We start from the raw sequence: 20,461 nt of genomic DNA, 5'->3' as shown, positions 1-20,461 counted from the left end.
AGTTACTGGGTTCCTCTTAATCCAGTAACTCTGTAGTCTCTCAACAGCAAATTTACTCATCCAGTCCGTGCTTTTTTCAGAAACGCGCTCCTGGAAAATGGTCGAAGCTAAGTACGCCCCCCCATACTTGTAGGTTCGACCCGGTCTTCGACCTTCTCCTCGACTTTTTCTCCGACTTTTTCTTCGATCTTTTCCTCGACACCTTGAAGAATTTTGTCCATAGCTTTTTTCCTGGCTTCTTCCAGTCTGTGTTCGCCTGGGTAGTCACGTTGTCGGGATACGATTTCTGTATTAAACTTACTCTCCACTAAATAATCTTTAAAGTCTTGTGCGGAGTCTGCTAATAACTCTTCTACCTCAGCTGCAGTCATTTTTTTACTTTCATCTATATGTCCCTCTGCATTCATTTTAAAGAAATTGCCATCTCTCGTTGCAACGCCATGCTTGTTCGCTAACCACGCATTAAACAAACGATCTAACGAGTCAACTGTTGTCTCATCTAATTGAGAAGCTCCTTTTTCAGTTGAAGCATATCCACGTACAAAATGTCCTATCTCGCTGATAGCATAATCGAAGCGTATACCTGGAAGTTTTTTCTCCGATAATTTATTGACAGCCTGTTGTGTAATTCCACTATGCATGCTTTCAACGCTTGAAGATGAAGGCAGTTTGCCAGTCCAAGCTTGCCCGTCCTGAGGAAATTTATATGTCACAAGTTCAGCAAACTCATCTACTGCGTCTAGTATTTGTTGCGCGGCGTGCATTGCCTCCGGTGATTTATTTATGAATCTTGATCTCTCAACTATTTCATGAACTCGCTGCCTTAAATATTGAGCAGCTTCTGGTGAATTTTCGGCAAGCTTCATTGCGCGTAACAGATCTTCTCTAAGCGGCAAGTTTACATCTTTCAGTGGAACTATTGCAGGCGCACCTTTAACGGGCACTTTGGCGGACGGAACAGACATAAATGAATCTCTCTTTCGTAAATTCTATTATTATATTACATAATTATAGCAAACCTGCGTCACTTGCAAGAATACCGGTTTTTTATTCACTCGTTAAAAAGGCGTAAATTATAGATTCTATAAGAATGTAGCCTGGTTGTTTGCAACCGGGATTCTTGGAATATGCCACGTTAGATCCCGGTTGCAAACAACCCGGCTGAGTTGAAAGAACTCCGAAACGATAAGATCCGCAGATAACCTGCGGATCATCAGTATTCAAACTACTCATCTTTATGCATGAATGGGGACTTAACATCACCAATAACTGAGTTAAATAACTGGTTTTTCATTGAATCAAAAGTGAACTCATCCACCAAAATAGCATCCCAGCGAGCTGCTTCCGTTGCAAGTAAGGCATCCATTTCCTGTTGAGTTAATTCATTCTTTTCAACTTTTTCTTTCAATTTATCCTGTAACTTACCAAATTTAACCCGTTTTAAATCTCCCACTTTTTTAGCAAGCTCATCTGTTTGAATGATTTGCTGTAAGGCACACTCTACTCTGTCTATGGGTTGTTTGGGATCACCACTCAGATAAACGATTTGCTTCAAGCGGTCGCGATACTCATTATTCGTGGTCATCAAACGTGCTAATTTGTGATCCAGCTTATCAGAGGGATAACACATCGTTTGTCCAAAAGGAAATGCAATGATGCGTGCGAAAAAGCCTAAAAATCGCGAGGGGAAATTGTGACAAAATGCAATCATCGCTCTTTGTGCATGATAAAAACAATAAGAAACGGCCCATTGAGCATGTAACTGGTCATCAGGGGTTTCACCATTCAATTGCACATTTCTTAACACAGCCATCGCCATGTACAGATAGGACATTCCATCAGCCAGACGGGCCGACAAACGTTCTTTGCGTTTTAAATCCCCTCCTAACACAATTAACGCTAAATCGGCAAGCCATGAATAAGCGTGGCTTAGACGTGCCAACCGTTTATATTCACGCTTCATTTTAAGATCTGGCGCACTAATAAATATCCCACCGGTCCACGCGGAACAAATTGTTTTGGCGAAATTTTGCATAAAATATTGAATATGCTTCCAGACAACCTCTCTGAATGCCTCTTTATCTTCCTTGGAAATCGCATAAAACTCATTGCGTACATAAGGGTGACATGCCATTGAACCTTGTCCAAAAATCAACAGGTTTCGTGACATTACATTTGCTCCTTCCACCGTAATGGAAATGGGAACCCCATTATAAAAATTGGTTAAATAATTTCGAGGACCAACAACTACAGCACGCCCGGCATGCACATCCATTGATGCATTAACCACTAATCGTGCAAATTCAGTATTAAAATATTTAGCAATTGCCGAGGCGACAGAAGGTTTTTTATGCTCATTCACCGCCGCAACAGTTAGTAGTCGATTTGCATTAATTAAGTAATTTAAACCCGCAATCTCTGCAAGTTTTTCTTCAATTCCTTCAAACTGGCCAATTTCTACATTAAATTGGCAACGTATGCGAGCAAATGCGCTGGTTGCCAGATAGCATGACGAAGAAGTACCTGCACCAAGTGCTGGTAAAGAAATGGAACGGCCAATGGATAAACATTCGACCAACATTTGCCAGCCACCACCGATACGTTTCTGGCCACCAATCACTGTAGTGATGGGCACAAAAATATCTTTTCCACGAATGGTGCCGTTCATAAATGGTTGATCAGAAGGCAAATGTCGATTGCCAATTTCTAGATTTTTAGTATCACGTGGAATCAACACACAGGTGATTCCTTCTTCTCCTTCTCCCTGCAACAAGCCATCGGGATCTTTTACATTCACAGCAAGACCAATTAATGTTGCTACGGGTGCTAAAGTAATCCAACGTTTGTCTAATGTAATGCTTAATCCAAGAACCATTTTGCCATCAACTTTCTTTTTCATGACAATGGCAGTAGATTGAATTGAGGTTGCATCACTGCCTGCCCCTGGTTCAGTTAAAGCAAAACAAGGGATATCAATACCTTTTGCAAGACGTGGTAAATAATGAGCCTTTTGTTCGTCGGTACCATAATAATTGATTAATTCACCTGGGCCTAAGGAGTTAGGTACCATAACAGTGACTGCGGTGACACCAGAACGCGAGGCAATTTTCATCACCACATCAGAATGGGCGCGAGCTGAAAACCCTTTCCCACCAAATTCTTTTGGAATCACCAAACCAAAAAAGCCATTTTCCTTCACATAAGTCCAAACTTTTTCGGGTAGATCCCGTGCTTGGCTAATTTCCCATTCATCAATCATGCTGCATAAGGTTTGTGTTTCATTATCAAGGAATGATTGTTCTTCTGCAGAAAGTTCAGTAACTACATGAGCTAATCGATTCCAGTCTGGCTTTCCCGTAAAAATATCTTGTTCTAACCAAGTATCTCCCGCATTTAATGCTTGTTCTTCAGTTTTAGATAACTTAGGGATCGACTTGCCTGCTTTTTTATAGATAAAATCTGCAATCGTCGCTCGCAGCGGTTCGAGGTACACGACAAGTAATGCCACAATAATTACGAGCCAAAGAATAAAACCCACTATCCAAGGCAAGCCGATAGCAAATGTCGCCACGATTAAATAAAAGACACTCCCCAGTTCCCAAACTAATGGATTCATTGCCCTATAAAGAACAACTAGGGTGAATATTAGATAAACTAAAAAAAACAGAATGGCCATAATATCAATACCTTCCCTTGCTTTGCATAATAAAGGTGTAGTATATACTCTTTATTTTACGAGTAGCAATTGACCATGAACCAACGCTTGGTTTGGAATTTCGAGCTAGCCCCGAAAGAAAGCTTGCCGCTGGCAACTTTTGTCGATAAAAAAAATGAAGAACTGAAATGGGAAGTGCGTTATTTTTGGCCGGATAGTGAGATAATCATCCTAAATGCTATTGACAGTTCATTGTTTGATTTAGCAAATTATAAGCAGAAACACAAAGAAGATTATTATTATTTACTGCCAGGTCAAAATTACAATATCAAAAAGCGTCATGAGCAATTGCTTTATAAACCCATGGTCAAACATGCAAATCATGCTGTCGGTTATGGTGCAAAAATAACGCTTACCCCGCTGCAAGAACAACAACCGTTGCCTGCAGATTTACAAGAAATAATACATCATGTTGAAACAGAGGGAGTCGGAATTTTTGTTAAAAAGGAATCCTTCATCTACAAATTCCCAACAACTCCCACAATAAAAATCGAGCTTGCACGTCTTGAGGTCCTCCACAAAATCTATTTTAGTTTATGTGTCGAAGGAAAATCGCTGCATTTAGTAGAGACTATTTCCAAGCACTTGCTGGATGGGCCCATTTCCTGCGAATATGTAACTTTCCTGAAAAATTTATTGAAATTATGATAAGAAACCTACTAGACCTTATCCTAAGCTTTGGAAAAATTGGCCTTATTTCCTTAGGTGGCGGTAATTCCATGTTAAAACTGTTGGAATATGAGGCCGTTGATTATCGACACTGGATAGGTCAAGAAGAGTTTATCGCCATGGTAGGCTCAAGCTTCATTTTCCCAGGATTAACCGGTGTTAAATTATCAGCGCTCATAGGATATAAAGTCGCGGGGATCGCTGGTTTGCTGATTGCGGTACTGAGTCTTAATTTGCCAGGATTATTAATGGCTATCGTAGGCTACCATTGGCTAACCAGTCATAGTGGTCCTGGGATGCGTAAGATAATGATTGGTGTCCAGTATGGCGCATTAGCATTGCTTGCTGCAGCAAGTTACTCTGTTGCCCAAGGGGTTGTAGGCATGTACTTTTCTATTCCAATTGCGCTGTGTTGTTTCATTTTTTTCCTCGCTTTAACTTTTTGGAATTTATCACCCTTTTATGGTTTTTTAGGGTTTATAGTAGTTTGTTTTTTTCTAGTTCGTTGAGTACAGTGAGATGTAAGGCCGAGAATAGTAACGTTGCGATGTCTTGTAAAAAATAGCATCACATTTTGATGCTTGGAGAAGAGTCAGATTTGAGTGCCAAATATGGCTTTTCGGTGAACGTGGGGACAGGGTTACAAAAAATGGAGTTACCCTTGGAAATAATGTTAGATAGTCCAGAATATTATATCAATCGAGAATTCTCTATCATTGCATTTAATCAGAGAGTTCTTATGCTAGCCAATGATGAACGTGTTCCTTTACTGGAAAGAATGCGTTTTCTTAGCATATGCAGTAGCAACTTAGATGAGTTTTTTGAAATCCGTGTTGCAGGCCTGAAAGAAAAGATCGCTTTGTCCTCGGGGAAATTAACTATTGATGGGTTACGCCCTGAAGAAGCGTACAGCCAGATCAGTCAAAAAACACATACACTCATCGACCAGCTATACTCAATCTTTAATAAACAACTCCTTCCAGCTCTAGGTAAAGAAAAGATTTTTTTCCTAGATACAGAGCAATGGACCGATGACATTCATTTATGGGCAAAGCATTATTTTAAACATGAGATTCAACCTGTAATCAGCCCAATAGCTCTCGATTTAGCACATCCTCTACCACAGCTGATTAATAAAAGCCTCAACTTTATTATTTCATTAAGTGGTAAAGATGCTTTTGACCGAAATATTAATTATGCGGTAGTCCATGCACCACGATCGATTCCTAGAGTCATTCATCTACCATCAGAGTTATGTGGTGATGCTCATTATTTTGTTTACCTCTCGTCAATTATTACCACCCATGTAAATAGCTTATTTCCCGGAATGGAAATTAGTGGTTGTTATTCATTTCGTCTGACTCGCAACAGTGATTTGTTTTTGCGCGAAGAGGAAATTGATGATTTGGCCAAAGCACTACAACGGGAGATTTTTTCCCGTCATTATGGTCATGTCGTGCGACTCGAAATTGAAAAAAATTGTCCAGAAAAAATTGTTGATTTTTTATTACAAAAATACCATCTGCGTCATGAAGATACTTATTATTGTGATGGTCCCGTTAATATACAGCGTCATTTAACTGCCATTAACAGCATTGATAGGCCTGATTTGAATTACCCAGCTTATACAGCACAGTATCCCCAATTTCCTAGGTCAGAACGGAATTTATTCAATGTGATTGATGAAGAAGATATTCTGTTGCACCACCCCTATCAAAGCTTTGAAGTAGTAATTGATTTTGTAAGACAAGCTGCAAGTGATCCCAATGTATTAGCAATTAACCAAACGTTATATCGCACACGCTCTGAATCAGTAATGGTCGATGCTTTAGTCGATGCTGCCCATTCAGGTAAAGAGGTCACTGCCGTGATCGAATTGCGCGCTCGTTTTGATGAAGAATCCAATCTGAAATTAGCCAATCGTTTACATGCAGCAGGAATACTGGTGCTTTATGGGGTTGTTGGATATAAAACCCATGCCAAAATGACGCTAGTTGTGCGCAGGGCACATGGCAAACTCAAGCGTTATGTCCATTTAAGCACTGGCAATTACCATGAATATACTGCCAAACGTTATACTGACTTAGGTTTATTAACATGCGAACCTACAATTACTTCAGATATCCAAATCATTTTTCAACAATTAACGGGGCTAGGCAAAGCAATCAAACTCAAAGCAATAAGCCATTCGCCTTTTACATTACAAAAAACATTGTTGCAATATATCGAACAATGCACTGCAACTGCCTTAAAAAAAGGCGACACGGAAATTCTCCTTAAAGTGAATGGGTTAGCCGATAAAACCATCATTCAAGCTTTATATAAAGCATCACAAGCTGGCGTTAAAATCAATTTGCTGGTGCGCGGTGTGTGTTGTCTCAAACCGGGAATCCCAGGGATTTCAGAAAATATACGGGTACTTTCCTATATTGGCCGATTTTTGGAACATCATCGAGTATTCTACTTTCGGGTGCAAGAAGAAGAATATTATTTTTGTTCTAGTGCTGATTTGCTGGAAAGAAATTTATACCATCGCATTGAAATTATGTTCCCTATTCTTGATGAGAACTGTAAAAAGCGTATCAAGCAAGAAATTATTAAGAATTACCTCAAAGACAGCAGTAATACCTGGGAAATGCAAAGCGATGGAAGTTATAAACCATTAAACCAAGGCACTAATAGTGCACAGGAAAAACTGATTAAACTCTATCAAGACGAAGAAAATTCGATTTAGTAAAAGTTCCTGGATTACATCCTTGCCGACACTACGCCCCAACGCGGCCTTGTAGCATAGGTGCTACGCAGCGGCACCCAGGCTAAAAAGCGGCAAGGAAACCCAGGCTATTTTTTTATCGAAAACAGGTTAACTGAGGCTGAGCACCCAATTGCAGATGTACCTCCGTTCCCAAAGGGATAGGATAATTAATCGCCCCATGGCCTATTCCTGCAATTCTTAGTACTGGAATAGCACTGTGTTCAGCAAAACGCTGTAAGACAGGTTCAATCAAAGAGGAGCCATTGGGCTCAAGACCCTCGAGAAAATCACCCAATATGATTGCAGTTGCATTGGAAAAAACCTTTGCTTGCTCTAAATGCTCCAGCATTCGATCAACACGGTATCCTCGCTCACCAACTTCTTCAAGTAAAATAATTTTATCACGTCCATCCATGTGCCAGCTCGTACCAATCCCTGATTGTACAATTGCTAGATTACCACCAGTTACCTGGCCTTTAATCATGCCCTCTTTCTTTGCCTGTTTGTTCAGAGGGATTAAATCATTGAACTGACTGGGAGTATCACCAAACAAAATTGACTTTACTGCCGCGATCGATTCTTTGGAAAATTTATCGGGTGCTGCAGCACCATGTATTGTTGGCCAACCCCAATGTTGTTGTAAATAGAGATGCAGACAGGTAATGTCACTTATACCAATAAATATTTTAGTCATTTCTGGAGGATGAAGCGTTGCTAATTTTGGAATTAAGCGCGTAGCACCATAACCACCTCGCACACAAATGACCGCTTTAGTATTAGGATTTAGAAGCGCATTTTTTAAATGGTTAAAACGCATTTCATCGGTATTGGCACAAAGCAAATCTCGAGCAAAAATATCTTCCTGCACAATACAATTTAATCCCCAAGACGCCAATAATTCTTGCAATGCAAGCAATTGACTGTCTGTACTTCGAGATGATGGTGCAATGATTTCTATAGAATCGCCAGGGGATAACACAGGTAATTTCTTCATTCGCTATCTCTTAAAAAAAAATTTCTTCCATTTTGGATAAAAGACATTGTACTGCAATTTAAGGAAAATAAGGCAAACACTACTCTATCTTCTCAGGCTCAACAAACCCTAAATAAGTAGGGTTTTACTTAGCTTTCCTGGTTCTTCACATACTAAGCGTGGCAACAGGTATCCTGGCAGGAGGTTTTGTAATTGCTTATAAATCGATTGTATTGTCGCAAAAGCTAAATCAAAATGAGTTGCTCCTTGCACCTTATCCAGTTGATGTAAATAATAAGGCAAAACGCCGTATGCAAATAAAGTTTGGCTTAAATCAGCCAAAATCTGAGCATCATCATTGATTCCTGCAAGTAATACGGCTTGGTTTAGCAAATAACATCCAATTTGTTGTAACTCATGAAGCACATGTCGCACAGACTCATCCAGTTCTTGCGCATGATTACAATGCAGGACAATCACTTTATTAAAGCGGGTATTTTTTAATATTGAAAGTAATCCCTGATCAATTCGCTCGGGAAAAACCACGGGAATTCGGGTATGGATACGTAACGTATGCAGATGTGGAATTTCTTCCAATTGTTTTATTAATTCAGCTAAAACCAAATCAGATGCCAACAGAGGATCACCTCCACTCAAAATGACTTCGGTAATGCTGGAATCTTGGGCAATGTAATCACAAATTGCTTTTAACCCATTCCGGCCAGGGTTATTCTCTTGATAGGGGAAATGTCTGCGGAAACAATAACGACAATTTACAGCACAAACACCCGTTAAGGTTAATAAAACCCGACCGTAATATTTATGCATTAATCCACGAATTGGGGTATTGTCATGCTCTTCTAAAGGATCAAGACCGTACTCTTCACTGACTTGTAATTCATTTTCAGTAGCTAAAACTTGGAGTAATAAAGGATCACGGGGATTTCCTTTTTGCATACGCTGCGCGAATCCCAGAGGCACACGACTAGGAAATTGCTTTTCAGCATGTAAATTCCCAGTAGATAAGGGCAGCTCTAAAAATTCTAATAATTCATTAACTGAAGCAAAACCTTGCGCCAATTTTTTTTGCCAACTTAAAGAGGTATCTCGCATTAATTACACAGACTTGATAAACTGTGCGAACTTTAACTAAAACCAAACAAAATCTCAACTCTGGAGTACTAATGGCAATTTATAGCACCAATGAATTTAAAAATGGCTTGAAAGTAATGGTTGATGACGCCCCATGTACCATTCTCGATTGTGAGTTTGTAAAACCCGGAAAAGGACAAGCTTTTACTCGCATTAAAATCCGCAACTTAAAAACAGGTCGTGTTGTGGAGCGTACATTCAAATCGGGAGACACATTACCTTCAGCTGATGTTGCCGATGTGGAAATGCAATATTTGTATAATGATGGGGAACAATGGCACTTTATGGTTCCTGATAATTTTGAACAATATGCTTTAGGTAAAGAAGTACTTGCTGATGCAGAACAATGGTTAAAAGAACAGGATATTTGCATTATAACGCTCTGGAATAATGAGCCCATACAAGTCACGCCACCAAACTTTGTGATTTTGGAAATTACGGAAACAGATCCTGGATTAAAAGGCGATACTTCTGGAGGCGGTGGAAAGCCAGCCACCTTAGAAACAGGAGCCGTAGTTCGTGTGCCCTTATTCGTACAAACTGGTGAACTAATTAAAGTAGATACCCGTAAAGGCGAATACGTATCTCGTGCCAAAGAATAATATAACTTCCTCACATTTTGAGGAAGTTCAACTTTAAGTTGATTGAGCGAACACCAGAAGCTGTTGGCAATTCGCAAGATTGAGCTAATGGTGAGATTTTAGAGTATAGAAACACAGAAAATCTCGCCATTTGACCAAGACAGTAGAATTATCAGTTAATAAACCTGATAAGAGTCATACATTCCCCAGTAACCTACATCTCCCAAATCGTCATAACCATAATAATAAGCATCATTATCATTGTAATAATCAATATCCCAGTAAGGACTGGTATGATAATATCCAACGGAATATGCGTATGCAGGAGTATAGGTGGGAGTATAGTAAACTCGTTCCGTAACACAGCCAGCTACCAAAAGCATAGAACTGACCATGATTAAAGCAAGAATCAATCTGTTCATAATCCCTTCCTATTTATTGATACTTTAAATCCTAAAAATTACCACCGATGCCAATAGTGCCAATGATGCCATCTATGCCAATGGTGCCACCTATGCCAACGATGCCATCTATGCCAATAGGCATATTTTGCACCTGCGGCAGGTAAATTATTATTTGCGACTACCGAGGCATCTGTTCTTTGTGCTGGATTTTCAAGGGCGGAGGGTAGAGCCGAAGCAGAAGCAGGCAACGCGGATAAAAAAAGAGGGGCACTTAAGACTACAGAAATAATTAGTTTTCTCATAATAGCCTCCAGACTCTTATTCACAAATCTAATTATGGTAGCTTAAGTATAAGACAAGAACATTATTTAATCAAAATGACTGTTTTTTATTCTAATTTTGATGTGATTATATAGGCGAAACCTTTCCAGATCCTGAGCCTCTTACATGATCCACTTTGTAGGTTTATGTAGAGCTTAAGGCGTCCCACTGACCACATAGGCCTGCACACCACTCTCCAAAACAACCTCCTAACCTGAAGTTATTAAATGGTTCAGCCGGAATAAGTATCACCCATATGTATAAAGGATAGACTACGTAGCTCGCATGTGCACAATTTTTGTGCAAACTTTACTTATTCCTTGTCTCGATATAAATGATTCGCAGAGGCTTGCACTGTGGGCATAATTGTCATTTCTTCGATATCTACATGTTGTGGGCGGGTAATACAATAAACTATCGCATCCGCTATATCTTCGGCCGATAAAGGATGAAAGTCCTCATAAAACGTTTTTGCCTTTTGTTTGTCATTCCATCGCACTTCACTAAACTCAGTTTCGACTGCACCTGGGGCAATTTCCGTAATACGAACTGGTTTACCAAGCATATCCAGTCTCATTGATTTTGAAAGCGCATGCACTGCATGTTTCGTTGCACAATAAACATTACCATTTGGATAACACTCATGTCCTGCTATAGAGCTGATGTTCACTACATGGCCACGACCTCGCTCCAACATTCCGGGAATCAAAGCTCGGCTGACGTATAACAGCCCTTTAATATTGGTATCAATCATAATATCCCAATGCGCTTCAATCCCCTGCTGCAATGGCAACGTATCCAATGCTAATCCTGCATTATTAATGAGTACATCTATAGCTTGCCACTGGTTGGGTAAAGAATTTAATTGTTTTTTTACTTGCTCACGATCACATACATCTAAAGGTAGTACATAGTGTTGTTGACCATAATGTTGACTTAATTCTTTTGCCAAAGCCTCAAGGCGTTCCACACGTCGGGCACAGAGTATCAACCGAGCCCCATATTGTGCACATAAGCGCGCGCACGCTTGACCAATGCCACTTGATGCCCCAGTAACTAAAATAATTTTATTCGTTAAATTATTCATCTCTTGTCCCTCAATGTTTCTTGTTTATTACTTAATTTAGGATCTGCTGACTATCGCTAGATTGAGCCAATGTGGTTTGATTTTAGAGTACTGAAACACAGCAAACAACCCCACATGTTAGTTAATTCGTTGACAAAAAAACTCAATAAACGTGGGCTACCTTTGCTGCAATAGCTTCATCACGTCATCATCTGTAGTTTGTGAAAAATTATTGTACCATAACCCTACCGCATGAAAATTAGACGGACGCATTGGACAAATAAACTTATCAACTAAAGCAGCAATTTCATTACAAGTTGATCGCGGTGCAACTGGGACTGCAACGATAATTTTTGCTGGTTTTTTCTGTTTCAGTGCTGCAATTGCCGCACGCATTGTATAGCCTGTGGCAATGCCATCGTCCACAAGAATTACCGTTTTTTTAGATATTTCAGGAGCAGGTCTCTTGCCACGATAAACCAGCTCACGCCGTGATAACTCTTCTTGCTCTGATTTTTGAATTGTAGCAATCGCATCTTTTTGTATGTGCAGCCTCTTGACTACCTCTTCATTAAATACAACGACGCCTCCAGAAGCGATAGCTCCCATAGCGAACTCTTCATGTCCAGGAACACCGAGTTTACGTACAATAAAAATATCGAGCGGGAGCGATAGCTTCTTCGTTACTTCATAAGCTACAGGCACACCACCTCGCGGTAATGCCAATACAATCACATCCGGTTTGTTCGCATAATCCTTAAGCGAGTCCGCTAGAACACGGCCGGCTTGATTTCGATCAACGTAATTCATGCCATATTCTCCAATACGCTCCATCACCCTGAAGTTTAGTTCATACTTCTTGAGGTCGCACAATATGCTCATGAAAGACTAGACATAATCAGCCTTAATGCCTTTTCTCCTCCTCATAATCCATACTGTCATCTTTTGAACTATATTTATGACACTGTGCTATATTTTAACAATTAGCTGTTCTCAAGGAGGAAATAGCAATGAATGTGACCGAAAAGATCCTCAAGGCCCATCTTCTTGAAGGTAAAATGGAGCCAGGGAAAGAAATCGCCTTAAAAATTGATCAAACACTGTGTCAAGATGCAACCGGAACCCTGGTCATGCTCGAATTAGAAGCCATAAAACTTGAACGTACACAAGCAGAGATTTCCGTTCAATATGTCGATCATAATCTGATTCAAGAAGACAATAAAAATCCTGACGACCACCTTTTCCTTGCCAGTGCAGCCCGACGATTTGGTTTTTATTTTAGCCGACCAGGAAATGGCATCAGTCATGCCGTACACATGCAAAATTTTGGCAAACCGGGTAAAACATTAACCGGCTCAGACAGTCACACTTGTGCTGCGGGCTCTCTAGGAATGATTGCCATTGGTTCTGGTGGCCTGGAAGTGGCAATGGCCATAGCAGGTTACCCTCTGTATATCAAAATGCCTAAAGTGATGGGTATTCATTTAATTGGGGCATTACCCAAATGGGTCAGTGCAAAAGATGTGATTCTAGAAATGCTGCGTCGTTATGATGTAAAAGGTGGAGTGGGTTACATCCTTGAGTATTATGGAGAAGGCTTAAAGCACTTAAGTGCTATGGACAGACACGTAATTGCCAATATGGGTGCTGAATTAGGCGCTACCACGACCGTATTTCCTTCAGATGAAATCACTAAAGAATTCTTGCACAGCGAAGGTCGCGAACAAGACTGGCTGGAATTAAAAGCAGACAAAAATGCATCCTATGATGAACATGTAGAAATCAACTTATCGAAACTGGTACCACTCATTGCCAAACCCACCAGTCCAGGCAATGTAGTTCCAGTTGCAGAAATAGCAGGACAAGAAGTGTATCAGACCTACATTGGCTCTTCTGCCAATCCAGGGTATCGTGATTTTGCAGTTGCCGCTGAAATGGTAAAAGGCCGAACCATCCATCCTAATGTATCATTTGATATTAATCCAACTTCTCGTACCACCTTAGAGGAATTGGTGCGTGATGGACATTTAGGAAGTCTTATTCATTCTGGTGCTCGTATTCATCAGGCAGGATGTAATGGATGCATTGGGATGGGACAAGCTCCTGCGACAGAAAAAAATAGCTTACGTACCGTACCAAGAAATTTTCCTGGACGCTCAGGAACTGAAGAAGATAAAGTTTTTCTGTGCAGCCCAGAAACTGCCGCGGCATCAGCATTAACCGGGGTAATTACCGATCCTAGAACATTAGAAATGCCTTATCCTGAAATCAAAGCGCCTAAGCAAAGGATATTAAACCACGCCTGCTTCGAAGCTCCTTTACCCTTAGAAGAAGCAAAAAAAATAAAATTAGTCAAAGGTCCGAATATAGTCAGCTTGCCTGAATTTGAGCCCTTGCCACATTCTTTGAGCATACCAGTTTTACTTAAGGTAGAAGATAATATTTCTACCGATGAAATTTCTCCAGCCGGCGCTAAGGTTCTTCCTTATCGCAGCAATATTCCTAAAATTAGTGAATTTACCTTCGGTCACGTCGATCCAGATTATGCAGAGCGTACTAAAAAGCATAAACAAGGCCATGTGATCATAGGTGGAGAAAATTATGGTCAAGGCTCAAGTCGAGAGCATGCTGCATTGGCTCCTCGTTATCTCGGTTTACGGATAGTTATCGCCAAAAGTTTTGCCCGCATTCATTGGCAAAATCTGATCAATTTCGGCATTTTGCCCTTAGTTTTTAAAAATCCTAAGGATTACGATGCCATCCACTTAGATGATGTCGTTGAAGTCAAAAACTTACCTGACATTCTGGAGAAAGAATCTTTTAAAATAAAAATAAATAATAAGGATGTGGAGGTAGAACAAACTCTATCCAAACGTCAAATCGAATTGCTTATTGAGGGTGGGTTAATTAATTGGGTGAAAAAAGATTTGCAAAAGAAACACAAAAGTAAATAAACCTCTTTTGATCCTGGATCAACCTGGTGCAGGATGTTGCCATCGCCATCCCCACTAAAATTTGCTTTTGCTATGATAAAAACAATTATGCAAACTGTGTAACAACCATCTTGAGGCCATGCTATTGCACTTTTGTAGCCCGGATTAGCATAATCCGGGCACTGCGTACCCAATAAACTCAACAGTTGGTATAGCACAAATTTAACAGTTCACACCAATTAATTAAAAATCCAATTTGGGCCCTAAAGGAACGATTTGTGTTGGGTTTATGGTTTTATGACTAAAATAATAATGTTGCTTAATATGTAATAAATTTACCGTTTCACGCACCCCAGGATGATGATACAGTCGCTCCAAATAAGGTTGGAGTCCTGCATAATCACCAATTCGTTGTTGATTTGTTTTGAAATGACCGTAATATACGGCATCAAAACGAATTAACGTTGTAAAAAAGCGCCAATCAGCCTCAGTTAACTGCGCTCCCAGCAAATATTTTTGCTTGCGTAAGCGCATATCTAACTCATCAAGCAAGAGAAATAATGCAACATAGGCCTCTTCATAGGCCTGTTGTGTTGTCGCAAAGCCACAACGATAAACCCCATTATTAATTGCATTATAAATTTGCCCATTCAATGCATCAATTTCGGGACGTAATGATTCTGGATAAAAATCTTGATTATCTCCAGTCAAATGATTAAATGCCTGATTAAACTGACGAATAATTTCCGCTGATTCATTATTAACAATTGTTTTTTCTTTTTTATCCCATAACACAGGTACGGTTACTCTGCCCGTGTATTTGCTGTCTGCCTGTACATAAAGCTCATATAAATAATTCAATCCATAAAGCACATCACCCGTGGCTCCCATCTCTTTTTTAAATGTCCACCCCTTTTCAAGCATATGTGGATGCACGATAGAGACATCAATAAAATCTTCCAGTTTCTTGAGTTTTCTGAAGATCAAAGTCCGATGTGCCCATGGACAAGCCAGGGATACGTACAAATGATAACGTCCCTTTTCAGCAGGAAATCGTGCCTGAGCATCTTGACTAATTGCAGCATGAAAATGAGTCGGTTCGCGTTTGAATTCACCGCCCGTTTTCGCAGTGTCATACCAAACATCATGCCATTGACCATCGACTAAAAGTCCCATGATTTTTTTTCCTTATACATTATTTTCAGAAAATATAGCAAAATAATGGGCTCTGTTGTTTTATTTTAATTTTTAATTTCATGCTATGATGCATTACCCCTATCATTTTTTAATCTATTAATGAATAGAAAAATAATTTGTGTCGGTGGCATCACTATTGATAGAAAACTCACATCGAAGCATCCACTGCAATTAAGAACGTCCAACCCAGTTTCATCGATCTCAACATTTGGTGGCGTGGCACATAATGTCGCTAAAAATCTGGCGTTGTTGACAGATAACGTGCATCTTTGCAGTGTTGTAGGTCAAGATAACCATGGACTGGAGGCCCTGGCCAATTTAAAACGCCTAAATATCCACATCCAGAATATTCTTACCCTGCATAATCAACCTACAGCTCATTATGATGTCATTCTTGATAATGAAGGAGAGTTGTTCCTGGCTTTAGCGGATATGGACATTTTCGATCATGTTCCTTTTAGCCAGTTCACTCAATCCTGGCATGAATGGAATAATGACGACCTTGTTTTTTTAGACAGCAACTTACCACAAACAATCATCGAGTATGCAATTCACATGGCACGTACTCAAAATATTAAGATATGTATTGATCCGGTTTCAGTAAGCAAGGCCCAAAAACTCCCGCCTTGTCTGGAACATATTTTTTTACTGAAACCCGACCGTTTCGAAGCGGAAGCATTGACTGATATGCGTATTCATTCAGTATCTGATTGCATCAAAGCAGGTAAATTATTGCTGGATAAAGGGGTTAAAAACTGCATTATCAGTTTGGGTAAAGCCGGTTATGTACTTATTAATGAACGCATACAACAACATTTCCCGGCGTTTTCTATCAACCCGATAGTTGATGTCAGTGGCGCAGGCGATGCATTTATTGCTGGTATTCTTTATGAATTAAAACACAACGCCCCTATAATTGACGCCTGTCAAACAGGAGCCGCGATGGCAGCTTTAACCATACAATCTAGCCATACAGTAAATGAACACATTAATCATGGCCTACTAAAAAAAATTCAATTATCACCTACAGAAAGAGAACTCGATCATGCAACAGTTTTTTGATTATTCCCCAGAAGTACAATCAGCCCTTGAGCATCAAAAGCCAATATTAGCATTAGAATCCACCATCATTTCTCATGGCATGCCCTACCCGGATAATTTTGAAACAGCACGGGCAGTCGAGCAAATTGTGCGTGACCAAAATGTAACGCCAGCAACCATTGCGGTGATTGAGGGGAAAATAAAAATTGGTTTAACCGCAGATGAATTACAACAATTTGCATGCAATAAAAATGTGTTGAAAGCCAGTCGACGCGATTTACCGTTCATAATAGCCAACAAACATTCTGCGGGAACTACGGTTGCTGCAACCTTATTTTGTGCAGCGAAGGCCGGGATTAAATTATTTGCTACGGGCGGAATTGGTGGCGTTCATCGTGGTGATGCACAGGATGTTTCCGCTGATTTAATTGAGATTTCAAGAACACCGATCGCGGTCATTTGTGCAGGAGCCAAAGCAATTCTTGACCTGCCACGAACCTTAGAGTTTTTAGAAACTATGAGCGTGCCTGTCATTGGTTATCGCACGAAGGTGTTACCTGCTTTTTATACTGATGCAACCCATTATCAGTTGCCGATCTGGGCAGATGATATACCAACCCTTGCCAATATATTAACCGCTCATTGGGAGATAGGTATGTCTTCAGGTGTCTTAATCACTAATCCCATTCCTACAGAATTTAATATTCCCATGGAAATAATTGAACCCGTGATCAGGAATGCCATACAAAAAGCAGAACAAAATAATATTTCTGGAAAAGCATTAACCCCTTTTCTACTATCAGAAGTAACGCAACTGACCCAAGGAAAAAGTTTACTTGCCAATATCGCTTTAATTAAAAATAATGCCCGCTTAGGTGCTGAACTTGCTCGTGCTATTTCTTATTGACGTGTGTGGGGGGTAGAACCAACCAGGCAACCCGAGAATCAGTTTCACCGACCAACAGAGTTCGTGCCTCACGCACCAACCCTGCGAAAAGCGCGCGAGTAAGTTCAAGTGATAGTCAAAGATCGGTTTTCTGCCCGACGTATCCTCCTGTACTTGCACCGATGGTGTGTGTGGTGGACAAGAACAATGACCAACTGGTTATATCACGACGTCCTATTATGATTTTGGGATGAGCACACAGGCTATTATGCCTTGCGACTCCTTCAGCACCATGCAAAGCGAGCTCTGGTAATTAAGGACCAGGAACCGAGCGCGGCTGTTCCCCAACAATCAGTAAGGACTTCAGCTGGGCTTCTAGCAAGATAAAATCTTCTGTTCTTGTTTTACATAACGCCGTCATGGCGGCTAAATCTGTGCCGGCTAACCCGCTGCGCTCCATGCCCCAGGGGGCCCACCCCGCCGCGCCGGCCTTATATATAGCCAAATCAAAACCCAACCTAGAGTTTGCATCGCACCAAGGCTCCCAAGCCTTAGATAGCCAATTATAAAACTGGCGCAAGCCTCTCGCAGGTGTGGGGCGCGCAACGAATGTTGGTACAGGCTCAAAAGGTGTATTCGAACAATACTCATCAACTACGTGCATAGGTGCCATCCGCTGCGCCCCACCAACACCTGTACGCCACTGCAGGTCAGCAGCATCCCAATTTTTAGTTGCAAGATTAGCTCCAAGAGCATTTTGAGCATTTGCTTGTTTTTGCAATGCGTCAATAATGGCGAAATCATAATGAGACTCTATTTTATTCATTTCATTGAGTTGGTACCTCACTCCTTTAGTCTTCACATTCTCATATTGGTGGAGCAACTCCAGAACAATAGCTTGACCTTCTTCAGTCAATTGCCCCTTCTCATCTTTAGGTAAACAGGCCAACATATCAGTCCACAGGTGTTTGTCTAAAGCCCATAGCGCATATTCAAAGCCACTAATGCAATCAAATGCACGGCCTGAGTAATCTTTTACGTTATCTCTTTGAATAAGCAGTCGAATATCTTGTCGCAACATCGTTTGTATTTGCCCATGCTCACCCTGTACGACATGACCTAAGAATGTCCTTAAAGGCTGACGTTGTGAAAGAGGCAATGGAGAAAGCTTCGATAGGGCATGAGTAGTTCTTGAGGTTCTCGCAAGATGAGATGAGTCGCTAGAATTGAGGTACTTGTCAACAACCCGATTAAGCACCTTGGGTAAATTATCAAAAAACTTAGCTTTCATTACCCCGCCTTAAAACGCATAAAACAAATCAACTTGAAAAAAAATTATACATTTATGGAGCGCAAATGTAAATGCAAAATAAACTTTATTTGACCTATTTGGTTAAAAAATATTCTTTAATGAGGTTTTTTAGTCAGCCATAATTTATGACCAAAAAATTTCTTGATACAATTGATACAATTAATTAACAAGCTCTTAATTTATGACACAGATCCTTTAGCCATATAAGCACCAATTGTGTCACCGGTGCGCTCTTTGGCTACTAAAGAACCCGATTCAGAGACGGAATAACTCATATCAAGAGGATTACAAATCATTGCACGAACCAACCTGGAGCCCATTCCAGGCATCCCTGCATGCATCACTTTTTTATTATCAATAAGCAATACATCCCCTTTTTTCCACAAACAAGACGAATAATAATTACGCATGGACTGGGCGAGCTCTTTCACTTCTTTGGCGTTAAAACAACTTCCTACTTTCACTGTATTCGCTGAAAAGCGCTTCGCTTTTCTGCTTGCTTTAAAATTAGATAGTTTGGTACGCAAAATGTTATATGAATTCTTTGGTGAGTTAAAAAAAGAAATAAACATAATCGCGAGTTTCTCTATCGAATTAAAAATTGGCGTGGGTAATTTCCAAAAAAAACGATGCCAAAACCAAGTCTTCCCCTTATAGTCGTTCATAAAGCATTTTCTTAGTTCATAGTTTAATGTGGGAAGTTCAAACATATTGATTTGCAATGCTTTCTCTTTAGTTTTTGGATGCTCTAAGACACTTGGTTTATACATTAAAACAAACCGATCTTCACCCTCACCGATTATAGGAAGCTTAAAGTGACTACATATTTTGTCTACTGCAGATTGGGTGATCTGATAGCGGTCTGCAATTTCGGCAAGAGACCATTTACAGACAAAAAAGGAATTTTTTTCTAGTTTCTGCTGCAGTTCATCCTGCAAATGGTTGTAAATTTTTTGTGTATTAATTAAACCTGTTTCCCCACCTAATTCTGATGGTTGAAAACAACAAAAACAAAGATAACTGGGAACATCGGTGGAATAATAATTTTCAGTATGAAACCCACCAAGATAAAGTGTTCCTCCAGTTTTATAAACTGAATTGGTATGTAAAACGTACTTGAGATCATCGACATGAACCCGGCCATTTTCAGACATAAACGCTTCGCTAATGCCGCGAAACTCGGGAATACTTAGAATAATCTGCTCAAATTGCTTATCAGTCTCAATATTAAAACCTCTTAATAGCACAGCACCATAACGGGCTATATCATCAAGAATGTGATGAGAGTTGGAAGCAAGAAATTGTTGCAGGAAACTAAAATCCGAAGAGCCATTAGCTTCGATCACCAGTGGCATTTCATTTTCTTCGGATAAGATAAGTCGTTCATCCTGGCGGAGAAATCGTGTGACCACACCTTGATATTCCTTATGCATGCCCCAAAACGTCCTTATTAAAT

The 20,461-nt window shown here is 40.2% G+C and carries 18 protein-coding genes; 7 read left to right on the top strand and 11 right to left on the bottom strand.

What is annotated here, in order from left to right; genetic code table 11:
• Nucleotides 1–107: 107 nt before the first annotated feature.
• Both BGO44_RS11095 and BGO44_RS11090 read right to left on the bottom strand, forming a co-directional pair.
• A complete protein-coding gene (locus tag BGO44_RS11095; RefSeq protein WP_058509289.1) occupies nt 108–965 on the bottom strand; it encodes a hypothetical protein in 858 nt (285 codons plus the stop codon).
• A 260-nt stretch (nt 966–1,225) separates the two neighbouring features.
• Complete coding sequence (locus BGO44_RS11090; protein ID WP_058509288.1) at nt 1,226–3,676, bottom strand: acyl-CoA dehydrogenase; 2,451 nt, start codon at nt 3,674–3,676, stop codon at nt 1,226–1,228.
• A 75-nt stretch (nt 3,677–3,751) separates the two neighbouring features.
• Between BGO44_RS11090 and BGO44_RS11085 the strand changes: the two genes are divergently transcribed.
• The 3 genes from BGO44_RS11085 (at nt 3,752) to ppk1 (ending at nt 7,118) form a co-directional block, all read left to right on the top strand.
• Nucleotides 3,752–4,363 carry a hypothetical protein gene (locus tag BGO44_RS11085; RefSeq protein ID WP_058509287.1) on the top strand — a complete coding sequence of 204 codons (612 nt, stop codon included), beginning with the start codon at nt 3,752–3,754 and terminating at the stop codon, nt 4,361–4,363.
• Nucleotides 4,360–4,893: a chromate transporter gene (locus BGO44_RS11080; protein ID WP_058509286.1), complete on the top strand. Its 534-nt coding sequence runs from the start codon at nt 4,360–4,362 to the stop codon at nt 4,891–4,893. The genes BGO44_RS11085 and BGO44_RS11080 overlap by 4 nt, the downstream gene beginning before the upstream one ends.
• Before the next feature lie 140 nt (nt 4,894–5,033).
• Complete coding sequence (gene ppk1, locus BGO44_RS11075) at nt 5,034–7,118, top strand: polyphosphate kinase 1 (RefSeq protein WP_058509300.1); 2,085 nt, start codon at nt 5,034–5,036, stop codon at nt 7,116–7,118.
• Between the two features lie 115 nt (nt 7,119–7,233).
• On the opposite strand, the gene BGO44_RS11070 is transcribed toward ppk1, so the two are convergent.
• Nucleotides 7,234–8,133, bottom strand: a complete 900-nt coding sequence (locus BGO44_RS11070; protein ID WP_273200291.1) for a S66 peptidase family protein — start codon at nt 8,131–8,133, stop codon at nt 7,234–7,236.
• A gap of 108 nt (nt 8,134–8,241) precedes the next feature.
• Complete coding sequence (epmB, locus tag BGO44_RS11065) at nt 8,242–9,225, bottom strand: EF-P beta-lysylation protein EpmB (RefSeq protein ID WP_058509284.1); 984 nt, start codon at nt 9,223–9,225, stop codon at nt 8,242–8,244.
• Between the two features lie 71 nt (nt 9,226–9,296).
• On the opposite strand from epmB, the gene efp reads away from it, so the two are divergent.
• Entirely contained in the window at nt 9,297–9,866 is a 570-nt protein-coding gene (gene efp, locus BGO44_RS11060) for an elongation factor P (protein WP_058509283.1), read from the top strand.
• A gap of 155 nt (nt 9,867–10,021) precedes the next feature.
• Here the strand turns inward: efp and BGO44_RS11055 are convergent, their stop codons facing one another.
• From BGO44_RS11055 to BGO44_RS11040, 4 genes are all read right to left on the bottom strand, one after another.
• On the bottom strand, nt 10,022–10,267 hold the full coding sequence (locus tag BGO44_RS11055; protein ID WP_058509282.1) for a hypothetical protein: 246 nt from the start codon (nt 10,265–10,267) through the stop codon (nt 10,022–10,024).
• Between the two features lie 38 nt (nt 10,268–10,305).
• Nucleotides 10,306–10,551 (bottom strand): hypothetical protein, encoded by a 246-nt coding sequence (locus BGO44_RS11050; RefSeq protein ID WP_273200296.1) that lies wholly within the window; start codon nt 10,549–10,551, stop codon nt 10,306–10,308.
• A 332-nt stretch (nt 10,552–10,883) separates the two neighbouring features.
• Nucleotides 10,884–11,657: an SDR family oxidoreductase gene (locus tag BGO44_RS11045; RefSeq protein WP_273200300.1), complete on the bottom strand. Its 774-nt coding sequence runs from the start codon at nt 11,655–11,657 to the stop codon at nt 10,884–10,886.
• A 156-nt stretch (nt 11,658–11,813) separates the two neighbouring features.
• Complete coding sequence (locus BGO44_RS11040) at nt 11,814–12,446, bottom strand: phosphoribosyltransferase (RefSeq protein ID WP_273200302.1); 633 nt, start codon at nt 12,444–12,446, stop codon at nt 11,814–11,816.
• A 200-nt stretch (nt 12,447–12,646) separates the two neighbouring features.
• Between BGO44_RS11040 and BGO44_RS11035 the strand changes: the two genes are divergently transcribed.
• Nucleotides 12,647–14,590, top strand: a complete 1,944-nt coding sequence (locus tag BGO44_RS11035; RefSeq protein ID WP_058509278.1) for an aconitate hydratase — start codon at nt 12,647–12,649, stop codon at nt 14,588–14,590.
• Nucleotides 14,591–14,812: 222 nt separating this feature from the next.
• Here the strand turns inward: BGO44_RS11035 and BGO44_RS11030 are convergent, their stop codons facing one another.
• Complete coding sequence (locus BGO44_RS11030; RefSeq protein ID WP_058509277.1) at nt 14,813–15,745, bottom strand: glutathione S-transferase family protein; 933 nt, start codon at nt 15,743–15,745, stop codon at nt 14,813–14,815.
• 120 nt (nt 15,746–15,865) lie between these two features.
• Here BGO44_RS11030 and BGO44_RS11025 point away from each other — a divergent pair, with 120 nt between their 5' ends.
• Nucleotides 15,866–16,828 carry a carbohydrate kinase family protein gene (locus BGO44_RS11025; protein ID WP_058509276.1) on the top strand — a complete coding sequence of 321 codons (963 nt, stop codon included), beginning with the start codon at nt 15,866–15,868 and terminating at the stop codon, nt 16,826–16,828.
• Nucleotides 16,812–17,714 (top strand): pseudouridine-5'-phosphate glycosidase, encoded by a 903-nt coding sequence (locus BGO44_RS11020; protein ID WP_058509275.1) that lies wholly within the window; start codon nt 16,812–16,814, stop codon nt 17,712–17,714. The genes BGO44_RS11025 and BGO44_RS11020 overlap by 17 nt, the downstream gene beginning before the upstream one ends.
• Nucleotides 17,715–18,006: 292 nt before the next feature.
• Here BGO44_RS11020 and BGO44_RS11015 read toward each other — a convergent pair whose 3' ends face one another.
• Both BGO44_RS11015 and BGO44_RS11010 read right to left on the bottom strand, forming a co-directional pair.
• A complete protein-coding gene (locus tag BGO44_RS11015; protein WP_058509274.1) occupies nt 18,007–18,984 on the bottom strand; it encodes a Dot/Icm T4SS effector CpeA-related protein in 978 nt (325 codons plus the stop codon).
• Between the two features lie 200 nt (nt 18,985–19,184).
• Nucleotides 19,185–20,438, bottom strand: a complete 1,254-nt coding sequence (locus BGO44_RS11010; RefSeq protein ID WP_058509273.1) for a TauD/TfdA family dioxygenase — start codon at nt 20,436–20,438, stop codon at nt 19,185–19,187.
• Nucleotides 20,439–20,461 lie beyond the last annotated feature (23 nt).

The sequence above is a fragment of the Legionella sp. 39-23 genome, from assembly GCF_001897665.1.
Classification (GTDB): domain Bacteria; phylum Pseudomonadota; class Gammaproteobacteria; order Legionellales; family Legionellaceae; genus Legionella; species Legionella steelei.
Note: the sequence above shows the minus strand (reverse complement) of the source record. Positions and strands in the feature narration are given on the sequence as shown.

What these genes read in the sequence shown, in the direction of transcription:
- BGO44_RS11095 (WP_058509289.1), bottom strand. Translation starts at nt 965, where the DNA reads ATGTCTGTTCCGTCCGCCAAAGTGCCCGTTAAAGGTGCGCCTGCAATA.
- BGO44_RS11090 (WP_058509288.1), bottom strand. Translation starts at nt 3,676, where the DNA reads ATGGCCATTCTGTTTTTTTTAGTTTATCTAATATTCACCCTAGTTGTT.
- BGO44_RS11085 (WP_058509287.1), top strand. Translation starts at nt 3,752, where the DNA reads ATGAACCAACGCTTGGTTTGGAATTTCGAGCTAGCCCCGAAAGAAAGC.
- BGO44_RS11080 (WP_058509286.1), top strand. Translation starts at nt 4,360, where the DNA reads ATGATAAGAAACCTACTAGACCTTATCCTAAGCTTTGGAAAAATTGGC.
- ppk1 (WP_058509300.1), top strand. Translation starts at nt 5,034, where the DNA reads ATGGAGTTACCCTTGGAAATAATGTTAGATAGTCCAGAATATTATATC.
- BGO44_RS11070 (WP_273200291.1), bottom strand. Translation starts at nt 8,133, where the DNA reads ATGAAGAAATTACCTGTGTTATCCCCTGGCGATTCTATAGAAATCATT.
- epmB (WP_058509284.1), bottom strand. Translation starts at nt 9,225, where the DNA reads ATGCGAGATACCTCTTTAAGTTGGCAAAAAAAATTGGCGCAAGGTTTT.
- efp (WP_058509283.1), top strand. Translation starts at nt 9,297, where the DNA reads ATGGCAATTTATAGCACCAATGAATTTAAAAATGGCTTGAAAGTAATG.
- BGO44_RS11055 (WP_058509282.1), bottom strand. Translation starts at nt 10,267, where the DNA reads ATGAACAGATTGATTCTTGCTTTAATCATGGTCAGTTCTATGCTTTTG.
- BGO44_RS11050 (WP_273200296.1), bottom strand. Translation starts at nt 10,551, where the DNA reads ATGAGAAAACTAATTATTTCTGTAGTCTTAAGTGCCCCTCTTTTTTTA.
- BGO44_RS11045 (WP_273200300.1), bottom strand. Translation starts at nt 11,657, where the DNA reads ATGAATAATTTAACGAATAAAATTATTTTAGTTACTGGGGCATCAAGT.
- BGO44_RS11040 (WP_273200302.1), bottom strand. Translation starts at nt 12,446, where the DNA reads ATGAATTACGTTGATCGAAATCAAGCCGGCCGTGTTCTAGCGGACTCG.
- BGO44_RS11035 (WP_058509278.1), top strand. Translation starts at nt 12,647, where the DNA reads ATGAATGTGACCGAAAAGATCCTCAAGGCCCATCTTCTTGAAGGTAAA.
- BGO44_RS11030 (WP_058509277.1), bottom strand. Translation starts at nt 15,745, where the DNA reads ATGGGACTTTTAGTCGATGGTCAATGGCATGATGTTTGGTATGACACT.
- BGO44_RS11025 (WP_058509276.1), top strand. Translation starts at nt 15,866, where the DNA reads ATGAATAGAAAAATAATTTGTGTCGGTGGCATCACTATTGATAGAAAA.
- BGO44_RS11020 (WP_058509275.1), top strand. Translation starts at nt 16,812, where the DNA reads ATGCAACAGTTTTTTGATTATTCCCCAGAAGTACAATCAGCCCTTGAG.
- BGO44_RS11015 (WP_058509274.1), bottom strand. Translation starts at nt 18,984, where the DNA reads ATGAAAGCTAAGTTTTTTGATAATTTACCCAAGGTGCTTAATCGGGTT.
- BGO44_RS11010 (WP_058509273.1), bottom strand. Translation starts at nt 20,438, where the DNA reads ATGCATAAGGAATATCAAGGTGTGGTCACACGATTTCTCCGCCAGGAT.